This is a genomic window from Streptomyces sp. BA2 (assembly GCF_009769735.1).
In the GTDB taxonomy this organism is placed as follows: domain Bacteria; phylum Actinomycetota; class Actinomycetes; order Streptomycetales; family Streptomycetaceae; genus Streptomyces.
Genome location: NZ_WSRO01000002.1, coordinates 589,787 through 611,685 on the forward strand (window position 1 = coordinate 589,787; position 21,899 = coordinate 611,685).

Genomic DNA, 21,899 nt, shown 5'->3' on the forward strand with positions numbered 1-21,899 from the left:
CGCCGCCCCCACAGCCCCCGCTCCTGATCGGCTGGTCATACTACGTCTGCCCGCTGTCAACTGGCTTGCACACCAAGGGAATCAGGCCATACGTCGGCGGGGCGCCGCGCGGGCTTGCCGCGGGGGCTTCAGCCGGGCGCGGGAGGGCTTTTGCGTGGGGCAGAGCCGTCGCCGGGGGAAGAAGCATCGCCCGCGCCCGGCGTGTCCACGGCTGGCGCGAGCGGAACGCCGCCGCCCTGGAGGCGCTCCAGGTCGGCGGACCGCACCTGGATGACCACCAGGGCGATCAGCGCGGCGACGACGGCGAAGACGGCAGCGGCGATGAAGGAGCTCGAGATGCCCGAGGCGAGGACCTCATCGCCCCAGCGCCCCGGCAGCTCTCCCGTCCTGCGGAACTCCAGCTGCTCGGCCCTGGTCGCCTCCGCCATGAAGCGGGGGACCTGGTCGGTGGCCTCGTTTCGGCTTGCCGTGCCGAAGACGGTGACAAGGACGGACAGGCCGAGCGAACCACCCACCTGCTGTGTGGCGTTGAGGATGCCGGAAGCCGCTCCGGCGTCCTGCGACTCCACACCCGACACCGCCATCAGGGTCAGCGACACGAACTGCATGCCCATGCCGAAGCCGAAGACCAGCATGGGCCCGAGCAGGCTTCCCGTGTACGTGCTGTCGACATCGGTCAGCGTCAGCCAGCCGAGCCCCGCGGCGGCCAGCGTCGCGCCCACGACCATGAAGGGTTTGGGCCCCCACTTGGGCAGCAGCTGGGAGGCGAGTCCCGCGCCCACCGCGATGATCGCGCTCACCGGCAGGAAGGCGAGACCGGCCCGCAGCGGGCTGAAGTTCAGGATGTTCTGCACGAACAGCGTCAGGAAGAAGAACATCCCGAACATGGCCGCGGCCAGGCACAGCATCATCCCGTAGACACCGGCACGATTGCGGTCGCGGAACATCCACAGGGGCGTGATGGGCTGCCTCGACCGGCGCTCGACGGTGAGGAACAGGCCGAGGAGGACGACGGCCCCCGCGAAGGCCCCGATGGTCACGCTGTCGCTCCAGCCGTCCTCGGAGGCGCGGATGAAGCCGTAGACGAGCAGCACCATGCCCGCGGTGGAGGTGAGCGCGCCGAGGATGTCGAAGTGCCCCGGGTGGCGTTCGGACTCACGGATGTAGCGGGGCGTCGCGAAGGCGATGAGCAGGCCGATGGGGATGTTCACGAACAGGACCCAGCGCCAGTCGAGCCATTCGACGAGCAGTCCGCCCGCCAGCAGTCCGATCGCGCTGCCGCCCGCCGAGACGGCCGCGAACACTCCGAACGCCCTGTTCCGCTCGGGTCCTTCGCGGAAGGTCGTGGTGATCAGCGAGAGCGCGGTGGGCGAGGCGATGGCGCCGCCGACGCCCTGCAGCGAGCGCGCCGCGAGCAACTGCCAGGATTCCTGGGAGAGTCCGCCGAGCAGCGAGGCGAAGACGAAGAGCAGGACGCCGAACATGAAGACCCTTCGGCGTCCGAGGATGTCGCCGAGGCGCCCACCGAGCAGGAGCAGGCCGCCGAAGGTCAGCGTGTAGGCGTTGATCGCCCAGGACAGGGTCTCGGTGGAGAAGCCGAGCGAGGTCTGGATGTGCGGTAGAGCGATGTTCACGATGGTGATGTCGAGGACCACCATCAGCTGGCACGAGGCGATGACGAGGAGTGCGATACCGCTGCCGCTGCCCCGCTTCGGGGAGGCGGCAGGCTCTGAGGGTGTCGTCCGAGAGCCCGTCATGGGATTGCTGGCGTGTCAGGCAGGCAGTGCGTGTCAAGCAGGCAGTGAACGGAGGCGTTCACTGATCCAAGGCTAAGCCCGGCCGCCCGGGCCCGCCATTCGTTCGCCGGGCGCGGTGGCACGGGGACGCGGGGACGCCGGACTAGCCGGCACCGTTCGATCGGGCCGGGGGTGGAGGAGGCCCCGCGAACAGGTGCGAGGGCAGGATCGTCCGTGAGTCGACTCCGGCGGCGTCGATCTGCTCCTTGAACAGCTCACGGGCGTCGGTGAGGTCCGCTCCCTTCAGGTTGGCCCCCTCCAGCGTCGCGTCTCTCAGGTCGGCCCCGTTGAGTGTGGCGTCGCGCAGGTCTGTGTGCGTGAGCGTCGTCCCCGACATGAAGGTCCGGGTGAGTGTCGCTCTGACCAGGACGGCACCGGCGAGTGTGGCGCCCCTCATCTTGGCGTTGGCGAGCGTCGCCTCGGTCAGGTTCGCGCCGGTGAGCGTCGCGTTGGTCAGATTGGCCCAAGTGAGTGCCGCCTCGCGCAAGTTGGCGTTGGTGCACGTCGCCCCCTGGAGGTTGGCTTGGGTGAGGGTCGTTCTGACGAGGTCGGCGCCGGTGAGATCCGCTCCTTGGAGGTTGGCGCCGGCGAGGTGAAGTCCGTGGAGGTCGAGGGGCTCGCGCGGATCCACGTGGGTGCGGGACTCGGGACGGGTCAGGGCAGTGAGCGCGACCTGGATGTCCGCGGCTGGCTCGTCGGGGAGCGGCTCGGCGGGGTCGGGTTCCCCGCTGCTCGGTTCGCCGGCCGTGGCCGGGGGCTTGGGCGTACGTGGGGCGCCGTCCCGGAGGAAGTGGCTGAGGACGCGGGCGGCGTCGGTGGCTTGCTCGGGGGCGTCCTGAACGATTTGCTCCAGGGCGAGGATGCCGCCTATCCGGACGTAGAGCCTGTCGGATCCCAGGCGCTCAAGGGCCTTCGTGAATCGGTCCGTGACCTGCCCACGGTGGTTGAGGCGATAGGTGCGGGCCGTGTAGAGGAGTGCGATTCCGGCGCCGAGGGCAGCGATGCACGCCACCAGTGCGGTACGCAGACCGGTGACCAGGGCAGCCGATCCGGTGCCCTCACCCACGGTCTCCTCGTCGATGTACCGGGAGTCCATGACGTAAGGCGCTTTCCAGACCAGCCAGGGCAGTCCCACGCACAGCGCCGCCGCGGCTGCTGCCACCAGGAGCCAGGCTCCGGCCCGACGTGCTCTGCGTATCCCGCGTGCCCGACTGCGGCGCGCGCTGAGGGTGCTCTTCATGCATCCGTACATGCCCAATGCCGGTGTGGCATGCGCCTAGTGGCATGCGACTCCTCGTACGGAGGCGAAGGGATGTGTGACCCAGGCCACCCGGGCCGGCCGATGACTTGATCGCTTCCCGCCCGTCTTATGGGCAACCACACTCCGAAAGACGGGACGGCATCACCATGACCGAAGCCACCAAGGGCCCTGCCAGCTACTTCCTTCGATCGAGAAGAAGTACGGGCGCCGATCCCGGAGTGGAAGGACCTCATCCGTTCCTCGCCGCTGACCAAGCACATGGAGCTCGTCGGCTGGCTCAAGACCGAGCACGGCCTGGGCCACGGCCATGCCAACGCCCTGGTCGCGCACACCCTGGCCGAGGCCCGCGCCGAGTGAGCCGAGTGAGCCGAGTGAGCCGAGTGAGCCGACGCTACCGGCTCAGCGCGGCGCCTCCCTTTCCCTTGCGGCGCCGGGCGAGCCGGTGGAAGGCCTTCGGCGTGCTCCGGGGGGCGGGCAGGGCGCCGGCGACCGCGTCGGCCAGGAGCGTGGTGACGGTCTCGGCGGCGCAGGTGCGGTTGGCGCCGATGCCGCCGCTGGGGCCCCGCTTGATCCAGCCCACCACGTAGGTGCCGGTCGTTCCGGTCACCCGGCCTCCGTCGTGCGGGACGGTGCCGGTGCTCTCGTCGAAGGGCAGTCCGGCGACCGGCACCCCTCGGTAGCCGATCGCGCGCAGCACCATGTCCGTCCGTATCGTCCGCTCCCCCGACGCCTCCGCGACGCGCACGCCCTGGACGGCTTCCTCGCCGAGCATCTCCACCGGAGCCGAGTGGAAGCGGAGCACGATGCGCCGTCCCGGAGCGGGTGCTTCCGCCCAGTCGACGCGGTCGCGCGTGACGCCTCGCAGGAGTGCCGCCTTACCCTTCGGGTCGGTCGCCGGACCGGCCTCGTCGATGGCCGACACGGTCCGGGGATCATGGTCGTCGACGACCAGGTCCAGGCCCGGGACGTGCTGCAGGGCGAGCAGTTCGGACTTGGTGTACGCGGCGTCCTCGGGGCCCCGCCGTCCGAGCAGGACCACCTCGCGCACCTTGCCCGCACGCAGCGACGCAAGGGCGTGGTCGGCGATGTCGGTGCGGGCGAGGCTGTCGGGGTCGGCGAGCAGGATCCGGGCGACGTCGAGGGCGACGTTGCCGTTGCCGACGACGACCACGCGCTCGGCGGACAGGTCGATCGCGTCCGGCGCCGCGTCCGGGTGGCCGTTGTACCAGGCGACGAACGCCCTCGCGGAGATGCTTCCGGGCAGGTCCTCGCCCGGTACGGCCAGTGTGCGGTCGGCCGAGGCGCCCACGGCGTAGATGACCGCGTCGTGGTGTGCGGCCAGCTCCTGCGCGGTGACGTCGGTGCCCACGTCGAGCCCGAGGTGCATCCGCACCCTCGGGTGTGTGTGGAACCGTGCGAACGTGTCGCCGACCTTCTTGGTGGCGGGATGGTCCGGCGCCACGCCGTAGCGTACGAGGCCGCCGGTCACGGGCAGCCGGTCGATCAGCGTCACTTCGGCGCTGGTGTGCAGGAGCAGGTCCTGGACCGCGTACATCCCGGCCGGTCCCGTGCCGACGACGGCGACCTTGAGCGGCGCGAAGTCGGACGGCAGGACGCGCGGGAAGGTCGGCTCGTCCCAGGCGTGGAAGTTCGGTCCGTCCGGGGCCGGTTCGGGCGTCCGGTCCGCGTAGTAGGCCGCGTTGATCGTCGCGTACTCCCGCTGTGCGAGGGGCAGGCTGTCCACGGGGAAGATCGCCTCGACCGGGCAGGCGTCGGCGCAGGCGCCGCAGCCTATGCAGGTCGTCGGATCGATGTGCAGCATCTCCGTGCTGCCGAACGCCCTTTCCTGCGGCGTCGGGTGGATGCAGTTGACCGGGCACACGGCGACGCAGGTGGCGTCGTTGCAGCAGGTCTGGGTGATGGCGTAGGAGGTCATGTCGTCGGCTCGACTCGCTCGGTTCAGGTGAGGCCGGCTCAGGGACGGCTCAGGTAGGCCGGCTCAGATCAAGCCGGCTCAGATGAGGTTGGCTCAGATGAGGTTGGCGCGCTTGTAGAAGGCCAGCGCCGGCTTGGTGAGCAGCCGGGAGGAGGCCAGGAACTCCATCAGGCCCGAACAGCTGGACCGCATCATGGACTTGTGGTGTTCGTTGGCCTTCGCCTCGGCGATGGCACGCTTCTCGTCGAGCCCGGCGTTCGCGTACACCTTGCGGTTCACCATGCTCGTGACGATGACGTACGACGCGATGGCGATGACGAACGCGTTGAGCTGGCGGCGCACCCGGCCCGTCCCGGCCATCCGCTTGGTCGTCTGGTCGCGGGCGAACTTCATGTGCCGCGATTCCTCGACGACATGGATGTTGTTGATCGTGCGGACGAAGGGCACGACGCGCTCGTCGCGCATCCAGTCGCGCTGCATGACGTCGAGCACCTCTTCGGCCACCAGGATGGCGGCGTAGGCCGCCTCACCGAAGGCCAACGTCTTGAACGCACGGCCCAGTTCGACGGCGAACCGGTGTGGCCGGTAGGCGGGCGCGCCCAGCTTCTGGGCACCGCGGGCGAACATGATCGAGTGCCGGCACTCCTCGGCGATCTCGGTGAGCGCCCACTGCACTTCGTCGCTGGCCGGGTTCTTCGCGTACACGTCGCGCAGCACCATTTGCTGGAGGATCATCTCGAACCAGATGCCCGTGCTGGCCACAGAGGCGGCTTCCTGCCGCGTGAGCTCCTTGCGCTGGGCTTCGGTGAGCTCCTGCCAGTACGCCGTGCCGTACAGGGAGCTCCATTCCGGGCTCGCGCCGTGGAAGTCCCGGTCGAGCGGCGTGTCCCAGTCCACTTCCGTGGCCGGGTCGTAGGCCGACACGGCGGCCGAGTCGAGCAACCGCCGGGCCACGTCGTCCTCTTCGGGGCGGTCCTGCGAGGTCGGCCGAACAGTGCTGCTTGCCATGCTGCGGCTCCTTGACTCTGATGCGTACGTTCTCTTGTTCGCTCAGGCAACGGACCGGGGCGCCGTCCCGCAACGCGCCGCGGCCCGCTTGTTAGACAGACCGTATAACAAGGGGAGCGGCGATCCTACCCCTGAGTAAGAACTGAATCTGCGCAACTTCTTGCAGCAACTCCCCCGCACGAACTCCCAGTTGTTGAAATTTCTTGCAGAAAGCCTTGACGCGTACATGCGCGGGCGGCAGGCTCCCTCGAAATCCCCCCACGAAGGAGCCGCACCATGCAGCACCGATCCCGCCTCCTTGCCACCACGTCGGCCGGAGTCCTGGCCGCGGCCGGCCTCGCGACGTTCGCACCCTGGCAGTCGCAAGCGACGCCGCCCGGCGAGAAGACCGTCACCGCCACCATGTTCGAGCGGCGGTACGCGGACGTGGGCAAGGCCTGCACCGAGCAGCTCGGCCCGTCCGGCTACGGCTACGTCCAGGTGTCGCCCGCCACCGAGCACATACAGGGCGAGCAGTGGTGGACCTCGTACCAGCCCGTCAGTTACAAGATCGCGGGCCGTCTCGGCGACCGTGCCGCCTTCAAGAGCATGGTCGACGCCTGCCACCAGGCGGGCGTCAAGGTCATCGCGGACGCCGTCATCAATCACATGGCGGCGGGCTCGGGGACGGGCACCGGGGGCACGCGGTACGGCAAGTACGAGTATCCCGGCTACTTCCAGGACGCGGACTTCCACACCTGCCGTACGAGCATCAACGACTACACCAACCGTGACAACGTCCAGAACTGCGAACTGGTGGGTCTGGCGGACCTGGACACAGGCAGCGACGCGGTGCGCGGCACCATCGCCGCTTACCTCGACGACCTGCGGTCCCTGGGTGTGGACGGCTTCCGCATCGATGCCGCGAAGCACATGTCCGCCGACGACGTCGCCGCCATCAAGGGCAAGATGAGCGACCCCGGGTTCTGGGTCTCGGAGGTGATCCACGGAAGCGGCGAGGCTGTGCAGCCCGAGGAGTACACCGGCATCGGGGACGTCGACGAGTTCCGCTACGGCGGGCACCTCAAGAGCGCCTTCCAGGGCGGGAACATCGCACAGCTGAAGTCGGTCGCGGACGGCAAACTGGGCAGCGGCTCGGCGCGTACGTTCGTCGACAACTGGGACACAGAGCGGGGCGGCTCGACGCTCACCTACAAGGACGGCGCGACCTACGCCCTGGCCAACGTCTTCATGCTCGCGTCCCCCTACGGCTCACCGAACGTGTACTCCGGCTACGAGTGGTCCGAGAAGGACGCGGGCCCGCCCAGCGGCGCGGACGGCTGGACGAACACGCACGCCCAGCAGGCGATCACCGGTCTGGTCGGGTTCCGCAACGAGGTGGGCGCCGCCGAGCTGACCGACTGGTGGGACAACGGCGGCAGTGCCCTCGCCTTCGGCCGCGGCGACAAGGGCTTCGTGGCCCTCAACAACGGCGACGGCGAGCTGGCCCGGACGTTCGCGACGTCCCTGCCCGGCGGCACGTACTGCAATGTCGCCAAGGCGTCCCCGGACAGCTGCGAGGGCAACACGGTCACTGTCGGGGACGACGGAAAGGTCGAGACCACCCTTCCCGCCCGCACCGCCCTGGCCCTGCACGCCGGCGCGAAGACCGGCTGACTCGGACCGGCCGGAACAGAAGACCGGCTGACTCAGACCGGCCGGCACGGACGACCGGCTGACCTAGACCAGCCGGAACACCGGATGACGTACCGACTCGGCGGCGAACTCCTCGTCCGTCGAGTCGCCCGTCACGTCGAAGTAGGGGCGGGTGACGGGCACTTCGCGCCAGTACTGACGCAGCACGGGGACGCTCTCCTCGGGGCCCAGCTCGACCACGCGCACGGTCTGCGACTTGCCGCCCCTGCTGAGGTCGACCTGCCCGGCCGCGCGGGCGTTGCGCACCCAGTTGCTCACCCCGTAGGCGCCGACGACCCAGCGCTCGCCCCCGGCCGACATCACGTCGACCGGGATGGAGAACAGGCGGCCCGACTTCCTGCCGCGCACGGTCAGGATGTACCGGTAGCCCTTTCCGACCCCGAACCGGGTCATCGTCCGGAACACGCCGTTGATCAGACGCGTGCCGAACCCGACGCGATACGTCTTCGCCATCAGCCTTCTTCCTGTTCTGCGACCGGCGGTCACCGCGCGGCCAGCAACTGAGCCGCGCCCTGCCGGGCTTGGCGCGCCGGTTCGGGTGAGCCCGATATGGCGGCCGCGGTCATGGCCCCCTCCGCGAGCAGGACCAACGGGCCGACAGTCTGCCCCGATCCGCCCGCGGCTGCCACAAGTCCGGCCATGTAGTCGTGGAAGGCACTCTTGTGCGCCCGGACGGTGTCGGCCACCGCCGGGTCCACGGCACCGAGTTCACCGAAGGAATTGATGAAGGCGCACCCCCGGAAGTCCGGCTCGGAGAACCACTCGTAGAGCCAGTCGTAGACCGCGAGGACACGCTCCGTCCCTTGGGTACGGGCGTCGGCGTACTCGGCGAGTCGTGCCCGCCAACGGCGATCCCGGCGTTCGAGCCAGGCGCGGACCAGCTCCGACTTCGACGGAAAGACCTGGTAGAGGCGCTTGAGCGAGACGCCGGATGCCGCACGCACCTGGTCCATGCCCACGGCCTGCACACCCCGCTCATAGAAGAGCTCGTCTGCGGCGTCGAGCAGTCTGACTTCCGCTTCGGCGCGGTCCATGAGGGCTCCAGGGACGAGGGTGAGAGGTGAGAGGTGAGAGGTGAGAACGGTCGTTCTCTGACCCTACTACGCCCCTGCGCGCGCCCGCATGATTGCGCGAGAACGAGCGTTCTCATATCGTGGGCCCCCTGCCGGAGAACGATCGTTCTCACGGTGGCGACAGTCAGGAGAGAGCCATGTCCGCACGACCCCCGGTCCCGCCCTTCACCCGGGAGACCGCCACCGAAAAGGTCCGCCTCGCCGAGGACGGCTGGAACTCCCGCGATCCCGAGAAGGTGGCCCTCGCCTACAGCGAGGACTCCCGCTGGCGGAACCGCGCGGAGTTCGTCACGGGACGCGACGCCGTCGTCGCCTTCCTCTCGCGCAAGTGGGCCCGTGAGCTCGACTACCGCCTCATCAAGGAACTGTGGGCGCACGACGGCAACCGCATCGCGGTGCGCTTCGCCTACGAATGGCACGACGACTCCGGCCACTGGTACCGCTCGTACGGCAACGAGAACTGGGAGTTCGACGACGACGGCCTGATGCGTGTCCGGCACGCGTGCATCAACGACCTGCCCATCCAGGAGTCCGACCGCAAGTACCACTGGCCGCTCGGCCGCCGCCCCGACGACCACCCCGGCCTCAGCGACCTCGGCCTGTGACCGTGGCCCGGCGCCTCAGGAACAGTGGAAGCAGCGCGCACTGCACGGCGACCGCGGCCCAGAACAGACCGGCGCCGCCTGTGCGTTCGGCCAGCTGGTAGCCCTCGCCTCCGGCGATGCCGCTGGCGAAGGCGCCGATTCCGGCCGCGAGCCGCTGGTGGCCGAACACGACCGCCGGTGCGCGGGGCGACCGTGCGAGGGCTTCGAGGTCGTTCTTGAAGAAGAGGACGATCTCACCGAGGCAGACGAGCAGGGCCCCGGCCAGGATCGCGGCACGGTTGCCGATGGCGAGCGTGGCCATCCCGGCGGCCATCACGCCGAAGCCGAACCACAGGGCGCGGACGTAGGGCAGGCGCGCGATCCAGTCCGAGAGGAGGGGTTGCGCGACGACGAGCAGAAGGGCGTAGAGGGCGAGGACCAGGCCGTAGTACGTCGTCGATGTGCGGGGCACCGCGTACAGCGCGAGGTAGTGCTGGAAGAACATGAAGACGTACAGGCTCAGCACGGTGGTCGCGAAGGGCAGCACGGCGAGCCCGGAGAACACCCTTTCCCGGTGCGGGGGTTGCTCCTGTCCGGCCCCGGTGGTCTGCCCGTGGTCGGGGCTCTCCGTGGGCAGCAGGGCATGGCCCGCGGTGATCACCGCGAACAGCGCGGTCACCGCGGTGAAGAGTCCGGCCGAGGCACTGAGGACGAAGGGCGCCGCCGCCAGCGGTCCCAAGGCGATGCCCGCGTTCAGGGCCGAGCTGCTCGTGGACAGCAGCAGGGGGCGCTGCTCCTCGTCGGCCTCGTGTATCAAGTAGGCCTTGTTCGCGGGCAGATAGAGCGCGGCGCCGACGGACACCAGGAAGAGGGCGAAGACGGCGGCGGCCGGATGGCGGAGCCCCGGCAGGAAGCAGGCGAAGCCCGCCGTGCGGATCACCAGGGCGAGCAGCATCGTGCGTCGAAGACCGATGCGCTCGGCGATCGCGCCGCCCACCACGCCTCCCGAGAACTGCACCAGCGAGGCGACGGCGAGCACGACGCCGACCGTGCCGAGCCCCATGCCGAGCCGCTCGTGGAGCAGCACCGACATGAAGGGCAGGACGGCGAAGCTGCCCAGCGGGATCAGGAACGATCCGGCAAGGAGGAAGCGTTGCGGCCCGGTGAGCCGCGCGAGGCCGGATCGCAGGCGCCCGCGCGGCTTCCCAAGGAGTGTCACTCCGGGGCGTCGGCGGCGACGAGCGGGCGTATGCTCCCGGCCGCGCTCAGCGCGCGGTGCAGGGCGAGTTCGGCGGTCGCGCCCTCGGCAAGGACGATCCCGGTGCAGCCGCGCTGATCGCTCACGTGCTCCAGGCGGTCGCCGGGGGCCGCGGTCGGGTACCACTCGGGCGAGCCGGGGAAGGCGGAGAGGCCGTCCACGCGGGTCCATCCGGTGAGGGTGCCCGGCCGGTCGGGGTAGACGAGGACGAATCCCGTGGCGGGGCCCGTGGCCGCAGGTGCGTCGAGCAGGGCGGGGCGCAGGCCGAGCGCCACGGCGACCATCGCGTCGTACACGTTGGTGCGCAGGGCGCGGCACAGTGCCTCGCCGACGAGCGCGCCGCCGATGCGCCGGTTGATCTCGACGAGCTCCGGTCCTTCGGCGGTGAGGACGAACTCGACGTGTGCGAAGCCCGCGTCGTGTCCCGCCGTCTCCAGGACGCGCCCCACCCAGTCCTCGATCAGGGCGAAGTCAGGTTCCGGCAGGGCCACCGGGAAGGCGGCGGCCTCCTCGCGGACGGAGGGCTCGGGAGACATCTGGCGGCTGAGCACGCCCAGGAGCTTCGTCTCGCCCGCCCAGCTGAGCGTCTCGGCGCTGTAGACGGGGCCGGCGAAGAAGGGCTCCGCGAACAGCCGCCCGGAGAAGGGGCGCCCAGCGGCTTCGCGGAGAGCGGCGTGCAGCTGTCGCTCGTCGCGGACCAGCCAGACGTTACGGGAGGAGGTGCCCGCCGAGTCCTTGAGGACCACCGGCAGGCCGATCTGCCGGAGCACCTCGCCGGCCGCCGCGGGCTCGGCCGGGATCGTGAGGGCGGGGCCGCGGCTCAGGTTCTGTTCGTGGAGGAGGTTGCGCACCCGGGACTTGTCCCGCAGGAGGCGGACCGCGGTCGGGTCGGGCCCCGGCAGGCCGAGTTCGGCGGCCAGGTCCGCGCCCGGCACGCTCCAGGTGTCGGTCGAGTTGATGAGCCCCTTCAGGCCGGGCACCGCTGCCAGAGCCGTGGCGGACGCGGCCGCGTCGTGGGTGTCGACGTCGACGATGTCGAGTGCGCCCGGTGCGATGCGGTCCAGTTCGTGCCGGTAGACGGCTCGGTTGCCGGTGAGCAGACAGAGCCGGTGCCCGGCGGCATCGGCTGCCTCCACCAGCCGTCCGAGGCCGAAGGTGAGTGCTTCCAGGGCGGCGATGGTCACGATGCCTTCCCCTCCATCTCGTGCTGCTCGTGCTGCTCGTGCTGCTCGTGCTGCTCGTGCTGCTCGTGCTGCTCGTGCTTCTGGTGCGTCTCGTGCTTCTTCGTGCGTACGTCGTAGCTGCGCCGGTTCCACTCCATCGCCGACCAGGGCGGCGCGAGGTCGGTCAGGTCCGTGATCTGGTGCGGCTTGAGGGTGCGCGGGTCGAGGGCCTCCTGGTGGCGGGCGAAGACCCGCTCGGTGTAGCGGTGTCCCGTGTCGGCGCCGATCACCAAGTGCGTCCGGTCCGGGTTGCGTGCCGCCTCCCAGCCCGCGACGAGGTGGGCCGCCCCGGTGGACAGACCGGCGAACACCGCGTGAGCGCGCAGCAGATCGACGGCTCCCGCCATGGCGTGCCGGAAGTCCACCCAGTGGAGGGTGTCGTACAGGTCGTGGCGGACGTTGTCGAAGGGGATCGAGCTGCCGATCCCGGCGATGATCGCCTCGGGGTCACTGAAGTCCTCGCTGCCGAACGTGACACTGCCGAACGGCTGCAGCCCCAACAGCCGTACTTCGCGGCCGCGTTGGCGCAACGGCTGGACGAGCCCTCCGGTGGAGGCGCCGGTGCCGACGGCGCCGACCACGGTCAGCGGGGCGTCGGGCAGCGCGGCGTCGACAAGGTCCGCGAACTCCTCGTAGCCCGCGTAGTGGACACCGTCGTGGTACTGGCGCATCCAGTGCAGATCGGTGCGCTCGCCGAGCAGTTGGCGTACACGGCGCACCCGCCGCTCCTGGTCGAGCCGCAGGCTGTCGGAGGGCGGCATCTGATCCACCGTGGCGCCGAGGATCTCCAACTGGGCGCGCATAGCGGCGTCGACGGTGGTGGAGGCCACGATGTGGCAGCCGAGCCCGTAGCGGTGGCAGGCCATGGCGAGGGCGAGCGCGTAGATGCCGCTGGAGCTGTCGACGAGGGTCTGGCCTGGCCGCACGGTGCCGCGTTCGAGGAGGGTGCGGACGGCGCCGAGCGCCGCGTACACCTTCATCGTCTCGAAGCGCGCGAGGACGATGTTGTCGGAGAGCCGCAGCAGGTCGGGGGCCTTCATCGCGTCGGTGATGTGCCCGTGGACGGTGGCCGCGGGGGCGGCAGGGGCCGCTGCCGTGGGCAAGGGGGTCATCGGCCCACCGACCGGAGGTAGCCGCCCAGGCGCTCCGCGCCCTTGACGTTGCGCGGGCCGCTCACGGCGTCGCCGTACGACATGACGAAGAAGCGGCTCTCCTTCACGGCCGGGACCGACTTCAGGCTGTCCAGCGACTTCAGGTAGGCGATCTTCTCCTTGGCCGGCTGGTCGGCGTAGTCGATGATGACGATGACCTCCGGCTTCGCCTTGATCACGGGCTCCCAGCCCACCGTCGTCCAGCCCTTGTCCAGGTCGTCGAAGACGTTCGCGGCGCCTGCGGCCTTGATGATGTCGTTCGGTGCGGCATGGCGCCCGGCGGTGAAGGGCTGGTCGGTGCCCGAGTCGTAGACGAAGACCTTGGCGGGGTCGCCCTTGGCGGGCCAGGTCTTCTTCAGGGCGGTGACGCGTTCCTTGAGGTCGGTGACGACCTTCTCGGCGCGCTTCTCGACGCCGAAGATCCGGCCGAGGTTGTCCAGATCCGTGTAGAGCGCCTCGAGCGGCGTGACGTCGACGCTCTTGTCGCCGTAGTCCCAGCACGTCTCGGTGTGCAGATAGCTGGCGGACCCGACCTTCTCCAGGAGGGCGGGCGTGATGCCACGCTCCTCGCTGAAGCCGGAGTTCCAGCCGGCGAAGACGAAGTCGGCCTTGGCGTCGGCCACGATCTCGCGGGTGATGCGCTCGGTGCCGAGGCGCTCCACGTCGGCGTAGTCCTGGCGCCAGGGCGAGCCCTTGATGGAGGGGTCGCCGAGCTTGTTCATGACGTACCCGCGCATCCGGTCGGCGAGGCCGAGGGAGAACATCTTCTCAGCGCCACTGACGTCGTAGGCCACCGGACGCTGGGGACGGGTGTACGTGACGTCCTTGCCGCAGTTGGAGACGGTGACCGTCTCCGCCTTGCTCTTCGCCGTCGGCTCGACCTCGGCGCCGCAGCCGCTGGTCAGGAGCCCGGTCGTCAGCAGCACGGCGGCTGCCAGGGCGCGGGGCAGCGGTGGTCGGATCATGAGTGGGGTCCTTCTGACAGGGCGTCGGCGGGTGCCGGGGTGCCGGTGGGGGCGAGGTCGTAGACGAGTTGGGGCGTCCCGGTGCGGGGGTGGTGCACGACGGTGGCGTCGACGCCGAACACCTTGCGGATCAGCTCGGGGTTGAGGACTTCCGCCGGGCTGCCCGTGGCGACCAGAGAGCCGGCGCTCAGGACGGCGATGCTGTCGCAGGCGGCGGCCGCCAGGTTGAGGTCGTGCAGGGCCGTGAGCACCGTGAGGCCCGATCCGCGCAGGAAGGAGAGGAGCTCCACCTGGTGGCGGATGTCCAGGTGGTTGGTCGGCTCGTCGAGGACCAGGACGCGCGGTTCCTGGACGAGGGCGCGCGCAACGAGCACGCGCTGCCGCTCGCCGCCGGAGAGGGTGAGCACGCTGCGGTCCGCGAGGTGGGTGACGTCGAGGCGGTCCATCGCCTCTCGGCACAGGGCGCGTTCGCGTGCGGTGAGGGGCTGGTTGCCGCGTGCGTGCGGGGCGCGGCCGAGGGCCACGACTTCCTCGACGGTGAAGTCGAGTTCGGTGTGGCTCTCCTGAGTGAGCGCGGCGATCGACCGGGCACTGTCGCGCAGCTTGAGGGAGGTGAGGTCCGCGCCGTCCAGGAGCACGGCTCCCGACGTCGGCTTCAGCGCCCGGTAGACGCAGCGCAGGGCGGTGGACTTGCCGCTGCCGTTCGGGCCGACGAGCCCGACGATCCGCCCGGCCGCCACCTCGATGTTCAACCGGTCGACCAGAGCACGCCCCGCCGCCTCGACCGAGAGCTCCCGCAGTACGAGGGTCATCTACCGCCCTCCGAACAGATAGCCGCGGCGCCGCATCAGCACGATGAACACCGGTACGCCGATGAGCGCGGTGATGACCCCGAGCGGCAGTTCCTCGGGGGCGAAGGCGGTACGGGCGACGAGATCGACCCAGACCAGGAAGCAGGCCCCGGCGAGCGGAGCGACGGCAAGGACGCGGCGGTGCGTCGAGCCGACGAGGATGCGCACGACATGCGGCAGGACGAGCCCGACGAAGCCGATCGCGCCGCTGACCGCGACGATCAGGCCGGTGACCGCCGCCGTGAGGAGGAAGAGACGGCGCCGCAGCGCCTCCGCGTCCACGCCCAGACTGGCCGCGGTCTCGTCCCCCAGCGAAAGGACGTCGAGGGAACGGCTCTGGCGCAGCAGCACCACGACCGTCACCAGTACAGCACCGGCCGCCAGCGGCAGCGATTCCCAGGACGCCGAACCGAGACTGCCGAGCAGCCAGAACAGCACGGTGCGCGCGGCCTGGCCGTTCGGGGAGAGGAAGACGATCACGCTCATCAGCGCCTGGAACCCGTAGGCCAGCGCGACGCCGGTCAGGACAAGACGCAAGGGCGTCAGGCCGAGCGGCCCTCGCGCGGCCAGGTACACAAGGACGGTGGCGCCGAGCGCGCCGAGGAACGCGGCGGCGGACAACGCGTAGACGCCAAGACTGGCGAAGACCCCGAACACCACGACCGCGGTGGCCCCGACAGAGGCACCGGATGAGATGCCGAGGACGAACGGGTCCGCGAGGGCGTTGCGCACCAGCGCCTGGATGGCGACGCCGACGACCGAGAGCCCCGCCCCGACCACGGCGGCGAGCAGCACCCGTGGGGTGCGCACGTGCCAGACGATGGAGTAGCCGGTCACGTCATCGGCCCCGATGCTGCCGCCGGTGAGGGCGGCGGTCAGGAACCGCACGACGTCCCCGAGCGGCACGACGGTGGGACCGAGGGCGATCCCGGCGAGGACGGAGACGACCAGCGTCGCGGAGAGCACGGTCAGCGTGGTGACGAGCCGCCCGCGGCCCGCTTTGGCCGCTGCCGGCTCATAAGGGGCTGCCTCCGGGGAGGCAGTCCCGGACGATGCCTCTGTCGTGGCATCGGATGTGGCCTCGGTCATGAAGTCCCTTCACCCATCGGACAGTTCGAAGCGGTGCGCCGCTCCTGAGCGAACGCCGCACGGTCCAGTAGTCGGCGGTCGGTGCCGCCGAGTTCCCGGAGATTCACGAACTGCCCCGGTCACAGGCCGGGCTTGGTTCCTCGCACGATCAGGCGCCGCGAGTGTTGGTCGTAGATCTCACCGTCAAAGCCGCCGAAACACTCCACGCCGGTGAACCCGGCGTCCTCGAAGAGCGTGCGCAGTTCGGCGGCGCTGTAGAGGAAGGAGGTGATCGAGGCCTCGCGCGCCACCCCGCCCCGCACGAGCGTCCAGTCGGTCCGCAGCCGGGTCCAGCTGTCCAGGACGGTGTCGCGCTGCACCACGTACGCACCGTCGAGTTCGACGACCTGAGGGCGGCCGATCCACCCGGCGAGCACTTCCTTGCCCATCACGTCGACGAGCAGCTGCCCGCCCGGAACCAGCGAGTCATGCGCGTTGCGCAGCACCCGGAAGTTGTCCTGCGGGTCGTCGAAGTAGCCGAAGGAGGTGAAGACGTTGAGCACGACGTCGTACGTGTCCGGCTCGACGTGGGTGAGCATGTCAGCCCGGATCAGGCGGACATCGACCGCGGCTTCCTCGCACACGGCCTGCGCCCGCTCAAGCAGCCCGGCGCTGAGGTCCACCCCCGTGACGGTGTAGCCGCGGCGCACCAGCGGCACCAGGTAGAGGCCGGGCCCGCAGCACAGGTCCAGTACGCGGCTGCCCGCCGGGAATTGGAGCAGCGGCGAACGTGCGACGACGTCCGCCGTCTGAGCCCGCCGCCGCTCGGAGAACATCGTCTCGGAGAAGTCGGACCAGAATCCGTCGTCCTCGTACCAGTGCATGCTGCGGCAACCTCGATCCAGTGGGCCGTTCGGGACGTGCTCACCAGTGGTCGGCTGCGGATCACTTCTGGTTCCCGTTCTTCTGGAGGCGGAGCATCTCGCCGAGCCTGGCCACGTCGCAGGCCGCGTCACTGAATCCGCCGCACGCGGCCTCAACGCCCGCGCCGTCGACGATGTAGTACGCGGCTCCTCCACGCCGAGGCGGGACCAGGCCCGCAGGGGAAACGGAGAGGTCAGACAGGGCGGTTCAGCACAGTTGACTTGCAGGATGCGAAAGGCCCGAGCACGGCGCGGGCGCGCGCCGCCGGGCGCGGCCTGCGATCACCGTCAGCCCGTGGCGCTGGCTCGACGACGTGGCCCCTTCCTGGCCGGCCTCTGGTTCTTCCACACAAGTACTCGGAACGTCGGGAACCCATCGGTCGCTTGGAGACCAGCTACTTCGTTTGGAAGAGCGTCGACGCCTCGGAGTTCGTCCAGGATATCTTGCCTCTGGCGGCGGATCGCCTTGGCCCACTCCGGGTTCAGGTTCGCAGCAATTGGCTCTTCAAACCCCTTGATCTCAGTGAGCTCAGTGCAACGCATCAGCGTCCGCAGCGCCGACCATATGCGAGCATACTTGTTTCCAGCAGCTGCCCCGATCACGATGAGCAGCCCACCGGGAGTCAGACCGCTAGCCAATTGACGGAGTTCCATTTGGAATTCCTTGACGCTACCCTCCGCCGTAAGAAAGTTGCTCGTGACCACAAGGTCATAAGCACTGGGCCTGCCAACGCCGTCCTCTTCCGCGAACCGCCGGGCAGTAGCGCGCGTGATGGGTTCATCACTCTGATCAAATTCTGCGGAGATACTTTCTGCCGCGTGGTCGAGTGCTCTTACATGCTCGCGGATTACTGAGAACCCGGCGAGGTTGCTGTACTCAACGCGGAATGGAAACGCTCCAGGAGAGCTGGGAAGATCTGACCTCAGCGCTATCAGATGCTCTGATAGCGAGTGCAGGAGCCGCCCCCATGCCTCGCCTTTGTCCAATGCGTGCATACGCATCACAGGCAGAAACGGGACCTCATGCCCCGAGGTCTCGGCCCACAACGCCAAATCGGCGTAGAAGTCGCGCGCGGCGTACAAACCTGGGGCCGGCCCTGCCCCAACCTCAAGGACCGACATCTGTCGGCGACGCAGAGGGAGATGACCCGCGGCAAACAAGCGCTCCAAGACCTGCGTCACCCTGCCGTACCGATCGGTGAGGTGCTGCACCGTGTACGCCGCGGCTTCGTCGGAGTCCTGGAAATACAGTTCGTCGCAGCAATTGCGAGTCGGCGGTAACTTGGCACCCAAGGACTGCGGGCTACTGGACAGTTGCCTAGCCGTGTCGTTTACGGCTCGACACAACGTGGTGAGATGCGGCATCGTGAGACTGGCGTCAGACCTTCGCCACTCCTCCAGACTCTGAGCATGCTCGCGCTGCCATTGGCCAGCTAGCCAATGTGCCTGTGCAGACGCCCCGGTGGTTTCCATCCGGACCCCTCATCGTTCACGAGACCTGCGCTCCCGCTCAGCACACTACTCATCCTGCCCGAACTCGTGTGAGCTGGTCGCTACGCGAAGCGTCTCCCCCGAAGCTCCCGTCAGGTCCATCGCCAGAAGGCGCAGCACCTCCAGTCCGTATCCTCGTCACCCCTACTTCCAGCACCTGCTCCAGCAGCTCGGCCGCCATACCGAGTTGTACCGCCTCGGGCTTGTCCGCCGGCCGAGGTCGCCGCGCGCCTTGGGACTGCCGCATCACCGTCAGCCATGCCGTCGAGCAGCCAGAACCGTGGCTGGCGGCCGCCGAGGAGGCATCTCTCAGTTGCGCCACGTGGTGTTCGAAGCCGGGGACTATTACTGGGTCAAGGGCGGAGACTGGCGACCGGAGGAGGAGCGAGAACCGCGGCCTCACTCGCTAGAGGAGCTATGGGAGAACGAGCTCGTCCAGGAGGCAGGCACACACTCGATCCTGGACATCTTCCGCGTCGTAGGACCTGGCGAGAACCCGGACTGCAACACTGTGGAGCCCGTGACGGTCGAGGAAGCGCGCGAGCTGCTGGGTGCTGACAAGCTCACCCGTGAGCACGTCAAAGACTTCGATGTCTTCCCCCGATCGCGATGGATCGGACGCTGCGCAGTGCTGCACGACAGCGAGGGTAACCCTCAAGAGATCCACTTCTGGGGCCACTCGGGCGACTGAACTGTGGGGCGAGCACACGCCCGCTGACATCCACGCCTGACATCAACGAGGACGTATGCCAGCTGGTCCAGGAGCCCATCGCCTGGACCGTCGCCGAAACCGCGGCCGGGAGCCCGGTAACAGCAACAACTGCCCATGGCACGGTGGCATGTTGAGCTACCTCGGCTGCCGGGGGCACCAGCCTGACCTGGATGAACGGGCCGTATACCCAATTTGCGAGTTTAGGGCGTGATGCCCATGAGCGGGATCAAAACTGCTGGACAGGAAGCCACTCCCAGACAAAGGAGACATCATGTCCACCACGACAGTTCTGCCCCTGCACCCGGCCGAGCACGAGTGCCCTGCCTGGTGCGCCCGCGAGGCTCACGCGGAGGCAGTCGGGAGTCATGTCAGCACCCCGGTGCGTCTGCCTGCCCCTGCAGAGATGAGCCCGAGCCTCGAAGTCCCCTTGCTGTCCGTGCAGATCGGCCTCGGGCACGACGAGGAAGCGCGGGGCGAGCAGCCCCGTCTATGGCTGGCGGCCGTCGACGGTACGGCTGAACTGGGCCTCGCTGCCCTGGGGTCGTTCATCACCGGCCTGGACAACTTCGCCCTGCGGCTCCGAGGGCTGCGGCACCGGTTCGAGGCCGTCATCCTCGGCGGTGCGGCCGAAGCCGTCGACCTCTACCCGGCCGCCACTCATCCACTTGAACTCGTCGCCCCCTGTCCGCCCTGGTGCCAGTACCGGGACCAGGAGGAGCACAGTGTGAGCGGGCTCCTGGTCGACCAGTTCCATGCCACGGAGGAGGTCAGTATGGAGTTGGGGCTCCATCCGGTGGTGCACACGAAATACGGGCGGGAGGCAGAGACACTCGATCTCGTCATGGAGCACATGCCGCATGCCCCGCTTCCTCTGATCGACCTCACCATCGGCACCACCCAGAAGCGGCACCACGTGGAGATGACCTTCGACGAGGCAGACCAACTGCGGGCTTGCCTCAATGAGTTCATCGGGCAGGGACGCGAGTACGCCCGCCCGGAAGCCGTCGCATCCCTGCAGGAGCTCGTCGGCTACTGCGGCGTGCGGATCGTGGAGCACCAGAGCGACGCTAGGGGCTTCTTCGGTCACGCCGTCGGCGATACGCGGCAAGGCGGGCCGGTCTGGGTGACCGTCCCCAGGGAAACCACCGGCCCGTGCCTGGAAGACCGGGTGAAGCACCTGCTGGCAGAGATGCACGAGACACAACGGGAACTGACCGCCCACGACGGCGCAGAGGTCCGACAGGCGGGGACCCCGCCAGAGCCGCTCTCATGGCTGAGGGGGCAGGCAGCGGCGTGAGCCATTGAGTCACCCGCCATGAAGGCCAGGGCGCCGTATGCCATGAACGCAGATACGGCGCCCTGATTCGCGTCTGGCTCCTCGCACCCCTCGCGGCGGGCGCCGCCGCTCACACAAGACGCGGACGAGGCTCCTTTAGGCCCCGCTCGCCCTGAGCATGTCCTCGCGCTCGACGATCTTCACGCGCTCGCGCTCCTCCGCCACGCCGAGGGCCTTCTCCGCGGCGTCGAGGCGGTACCAGCCCTCCCAGGTGGTGAAGCGGACGTTCCGCTCGCCGAGGAAGGCTTCCACGGCCGCCGGATCGGGGGCGGTGGGCGTGTGCAGACGGGCGTTCGCGTGATCGTCCAGGAGGCTGGCGACCGTCTCGTTGGCGTCGCCCTTGGTGTGGCCGATGAGGCCAACGGGTCCGCGGCGGATCCAGCCGGTGACGTACGTCGACTGCAGGTGCTCGCCGGTCTCCTCGATGACCCGGCCGCCCTTGTCCGGCACCGTGCCCGACGCGATGTCCCAGGGCAGCTTGGGCAGCTCGTCGGAGAGGTAGCCCACGGCGCGGTAGACGGCGCCGAGGTCCCACTCCTTGAACTCGCCGGTTCCCTTGACGTTGCCGGTGCCGTCGAGGGCGGTGCGCTCGGTGCGCAGGCCCACCACCCGGCCGTCCTCTCCGAGGATCTCGGTCGGCGACTCGAAGAAGTGCAGGAAGAGCTTGTGCGGGCGGTCACCGACGTCGCGGATGGCCCAGTTCTCCAGGGTCTTGGCCACCATGTCGGCCTGCTTGTTGCCGCGCCGGGTCGCGATCGAGCCATCGTCGTAGTCGATGTCCTCGGGGTCGACGATGACCTCGATGTTCGGGGAGTGATCGAGCTCCCGCAGCTCCATCGGACTGAACTTGGCCTGCGCGGGGCCGCGACGCCCGAAGACGTGCACCTCACGAGCCTTGTTGGCCTTGAGTCCCTCGTGGACGTTCGGCGGGATCTCGGTCGACAGGAGCTCGTCCGCGGTCTTGGCGAGGATGCGCGCCACGTCCAGGGCCACGTTGCCGACGCCCAGGACGGCGACCTTCTCCGCGTCGAGCGGCCAGGTGCGCGGGACCTCCGGGTGCCCGTCGTACCAGGAGACGAAGTCCGCGGCGCCGTGCGAGCCGTCGAGGTCGATGCCGGGGATGTCGAGTGCCCGGTCGGCCGTCGCGCCGGTGGAGAAGATCACCGCGTCGTAGAAGCTGCGCAGGTCGTCCAGGTCGATGTCGTTCGGGTAGTCGACGTTGCCGAAGAAGCGGATCTGAGGCTTGTCCAGGACCTGATGCAGGGCCGTGACGATGCCCTTGATCCGCGGGTGGTCGGGGGCGACGCCGTAGCGGATGAGGCCGAAGGGCGCGGGCATCCGCTCGAAGAGGTCGATCGACACACCGGGCTCGACCGCCGCTGCGGATTTCAGCAGCGCGTCGGCGGCGTAGATGCCGGCCGGACCGGCTCCGACAACGGCTACCCGCAGAGGGCGAGACATGATCAGGTTTCCCTTCGAGCGAAGACGTGGGGCTCGTGGGGAAGCCTAAACTAAGGCAATCCTAAGTTAGTACCCGGCCTTGACCTATGACCTCATAAGGACAGCTT

Annotated in this window: 19 protein-coding genes and 1 pseudogene; 5 read left to right on the forward strand and 15 right to left on the reverse strand. The window is 69.0% G+C overall.

What is annotated here, in order from left to right; genetic code table 11:
- Positions 1-128: 128 nt before the first annotated feature.
- Together E5671_RS05435 and E5671_RS05440 are read right to left on the reverse strand one after the other, a co-directional pair.
- Positions 129-1,757, reverse strand: a complete 1,629-nt coding sequence (locus E5671_RS05435; protein WP_160502698.1) for an MFS transporter — start codon at positions 1,755-1,757, stop codon at positions 129-131.
- A gap of 142 nt (positions 1,758-1,899) precedes the next feature.
- Positions 1,900-2,958 (reverse strand): pentapeptide repeat-containing protein, encoded by a 1,059-nt coding sequence (locus tag E5671_RS05440; RefSeq protein WP_160502699.1) that lies wholly within the window; start codon positions 2,956-2,958, stop codon positions 1,900-1,902.
- Positions 2,959-3,203: 245 nt separating this feature from the next.
- Between E5671_RS05440 and E5671_RS05445 the strand changes: the two are divergent.
- Positions 3,204-3,414 (forward strand): annotated as a pseudogene (locus tag E5671_RS05445) (DUF4287 domain-containing protein).
- Positions 3,415-3,448: 34 nt separating this feature from the next.
- Here E5671_RS05445 and E5671_RS05450 read toward each other — a convergent pair.
- Complete coding sequence (locus tag E5671_RS05450; protein ID WP_160502700.1) at positions 3,449-4,993, reverse strand: FAD-dependent oxidoreductase; 1,545 nt, start codon at positions 4,991-4,993, stop codon at positions 3,449-3,451.
- A gap of 93 nt (positions 4,994-5,086) precedes the next feature.
- On the reverse strand, positions 5,087-6,001 hold the full coding sequence (locus E5671_RS05455) for an AurF N-oxygenase family protein (RefSeq protein ID WP_160502701.1): 915 nt from the start codon (positions 5,999-6,001) through the stop codon (positions 5,087-5,089).
- A 276-nt stretch (positions 6,002-6,277) separates the two neighbouring features.
- On the opposite strand from E5671_RS05455, the gene E5671_RS05460 reads away from it, so the two are divergent.
- Entirely contained in the window at positions 6,278-7,657 is a 1,380-nt protein-coding gene (locus E5671_RS05460; RefSeq protein WP_160502702.1) for an alpha-amylase, read from the forward strand.
- A 63-nt stretch (positions 7,658-7,720) separates the two neighbouring features.
- On the opposite strand, the gene E5671_RS05465 is transcribed toward E5671_RS05460, so the two are convergent.
- Positions 7,721-8,149: a nitroreductase/quinone reductase family protein gene (locus E5671_RS05465; RefSeq protein ID WP_160502703.1), complete on the reverse strand. Its 429-nt coding sequence runs from the start codon at positions 8,147-8,149 to the stop codon at positions 7,721-7,723.
- A 29-nt stretch (positions 8,150-8,178) separates the two neighbouring features.
- The gene (locus E5671_RS05470) at positions 8,179-8,730 is read right to left on the reverse strand and encodes a TetR/AcrR family transcriptional regulator (RefSeq protein ID WP_160502704.1); all 552 of its coding nucleotides are present in this window, start codon (positions 8,728-8,730) and stop codon (positions 8,179-8,181) included.
- A 176-nt stretch (positions 8,731-8,906) separates the two neighbouring features.
- On the opposite strand from E5671_RS05470, the gene E5671_RS05475 reads away from it, so the two are divergent.
- A complete protein-coding gene (locus tag E5671_RS05475) occupies positions 8,907-9,374 on the forward strand; it encodes a nuclear transport factor 2 family protein (protein WP_160502705.1) in 468 nt (155 codons plus the stop codon).
- Here E5671_RS05475 and E5671_RS05480 read toward each other — a convergent pair.
- The 8 genes from E5671_RS05480 to E5671_RS05515 all read right to left on the reverse strand — a co-directional run bounded on the left by E5671_RS05480 (position 9,355) and on the right by E5671_RS05515 (position 18,085).
- Entirely contained in the window at positions 9,355-10,572 is a 1,218-nt protein-coding gene (locus tag E5671_RS05480) for an MFS transporter (protein WP_160502706.1), read from the reverse strand. The genes E5671_RS05475 and E5671_RS05480 overlap by 20 nt on opposite strands.
- On the reverse strand, positions 10,569-11,795 hold the full coding sequence (locus tag E5671_RS05485; RefSeq protein ID WP_160502707.1) for an ATP-grasp domain-containing protein: 1,227 nt from the start codon (positions 11,793-11,795) through the stop codon (positions 10,569-10,571). The genes E5671_RS05480 and E5671_RS05485 overlap by 4 nt, the downstream gene beginning before the upstream one ends.
- Entirely contained in the window at positions 11,792-12,946 is a 1,155-nt protein-coding gene (locus tag E5671_RS05490; protein WP_160502708.1) for a pyridoxal-phosphate dependent enzyme, read from the reverse strand. Before E5671_RS05490 ends, E5671_RS05485 begins: the two co-directional genes overlap by 4 nt.
- Positions 12,943-13,950 (reverse strand): ABC transporter substrate-binding protein, encoded by a 1,008-nt coding sequence (locus tag E5671_RS05495; RefSeq protein WP_160502709.1) that lies wholly within the window; start codon positions 13,948-13,950, stop codon positions 12,943-12,945. Before E5671_RS05495 ends, E5671_RS05490 begins: the two co-directional genes overlap by 4 nt.
- Positions 13,947-14,762 carry an ABC transporter ATP-binding protein gene (locus E5671_RS05500; RefSeq protein ID WP_160502710.1) on the reverse strand — a complete coding sequence of 272 codons (816 nt, stop codon included), beginning with the start codon at positions 14,760-14,762 and terminating at the stop codon, positions 13,947-13,949. The genes E5671_RS05495 and E5671_RS05500 overlap by 4 nt, the downstream gene beginning before the upstream one ends.
- Positions 14,763-15,890: a FecCD family ABC transporter permease gene (locus E5671_RS05505; protein ID WP_160502711.1), complete on the reverse strand. Its 1,128-nt coding sequence runs from the start codon at positions 15,888-15,890 to the stop codon at positions 14,763-14,765.
- A gap of 119 nt (positions 15,891-16,009) precedes the next feature.
- Positions 16,010-16,753, reverse strand: a complete 744-nt coding sequence (locus E5671_RS05510; RefSeq protein ID WP_160502712.1) for a class I SAM-dependent methyltransferase — start codon at positions 16,751-16,753, stop codon at positions 16,010-16,012.
- A 327-nt stretch (positions 16,754-17,080) separates the two neighbouring features.
- A complete protein-coding gene (locus tag E5671_RS05515) occupies positions 17,081-18,085 on the reverse strand; it encodes a hypothetical protein (RefSeq protein ID WP_160502713.1) in 1,005 nt (334 codons plus the stop codon).
- A 718-nt stretch (positions 18,086-18,803) separates the two neighbouring features.
- Between E5671_RS05515 and E5671_RS45290 the strand changes: the two genes are divergently transcribed.
- A complete protein-coding gene (locus tag E5671_RS45290; RefSeq protein WP_202121021.1) occupies positions 18,804-18,974 on the forward strand; it encodes a hypothetical protein in 171 nt (56 codons plus the stop codon).
- A 292-nt stretch (positions 18,975-19,266) separates the two neighbouring features.
- Complete coding sequence (locus E5671_RS05525; protein WP_160502715.1) at positions 19,267-20,292, forward strand: DUF6907 domain-containing protein; 1,026 nt, start codon at positions 19,267-19,269, stop codon at positions 20,290-20,292.
- A gap of 135 nt (positions 20,293-20,427) precedes the next feature.
- Here the strand turns inward: E5671_RS05525 and E5671_RS05530 are convergent, their stop codons facing one another.
- Entirely contained in the window at positions 20,428-21,792 is a 1,365-nt protein-coding gene (locus E5671_RS05530; RefSeq protein WP_160502716.1) for an FAD-dependent oxidoreductase, read from the reverse strand.
- Between the last annotated feature and the right edge of the window lie 107 nt (positions 21,793-21,899).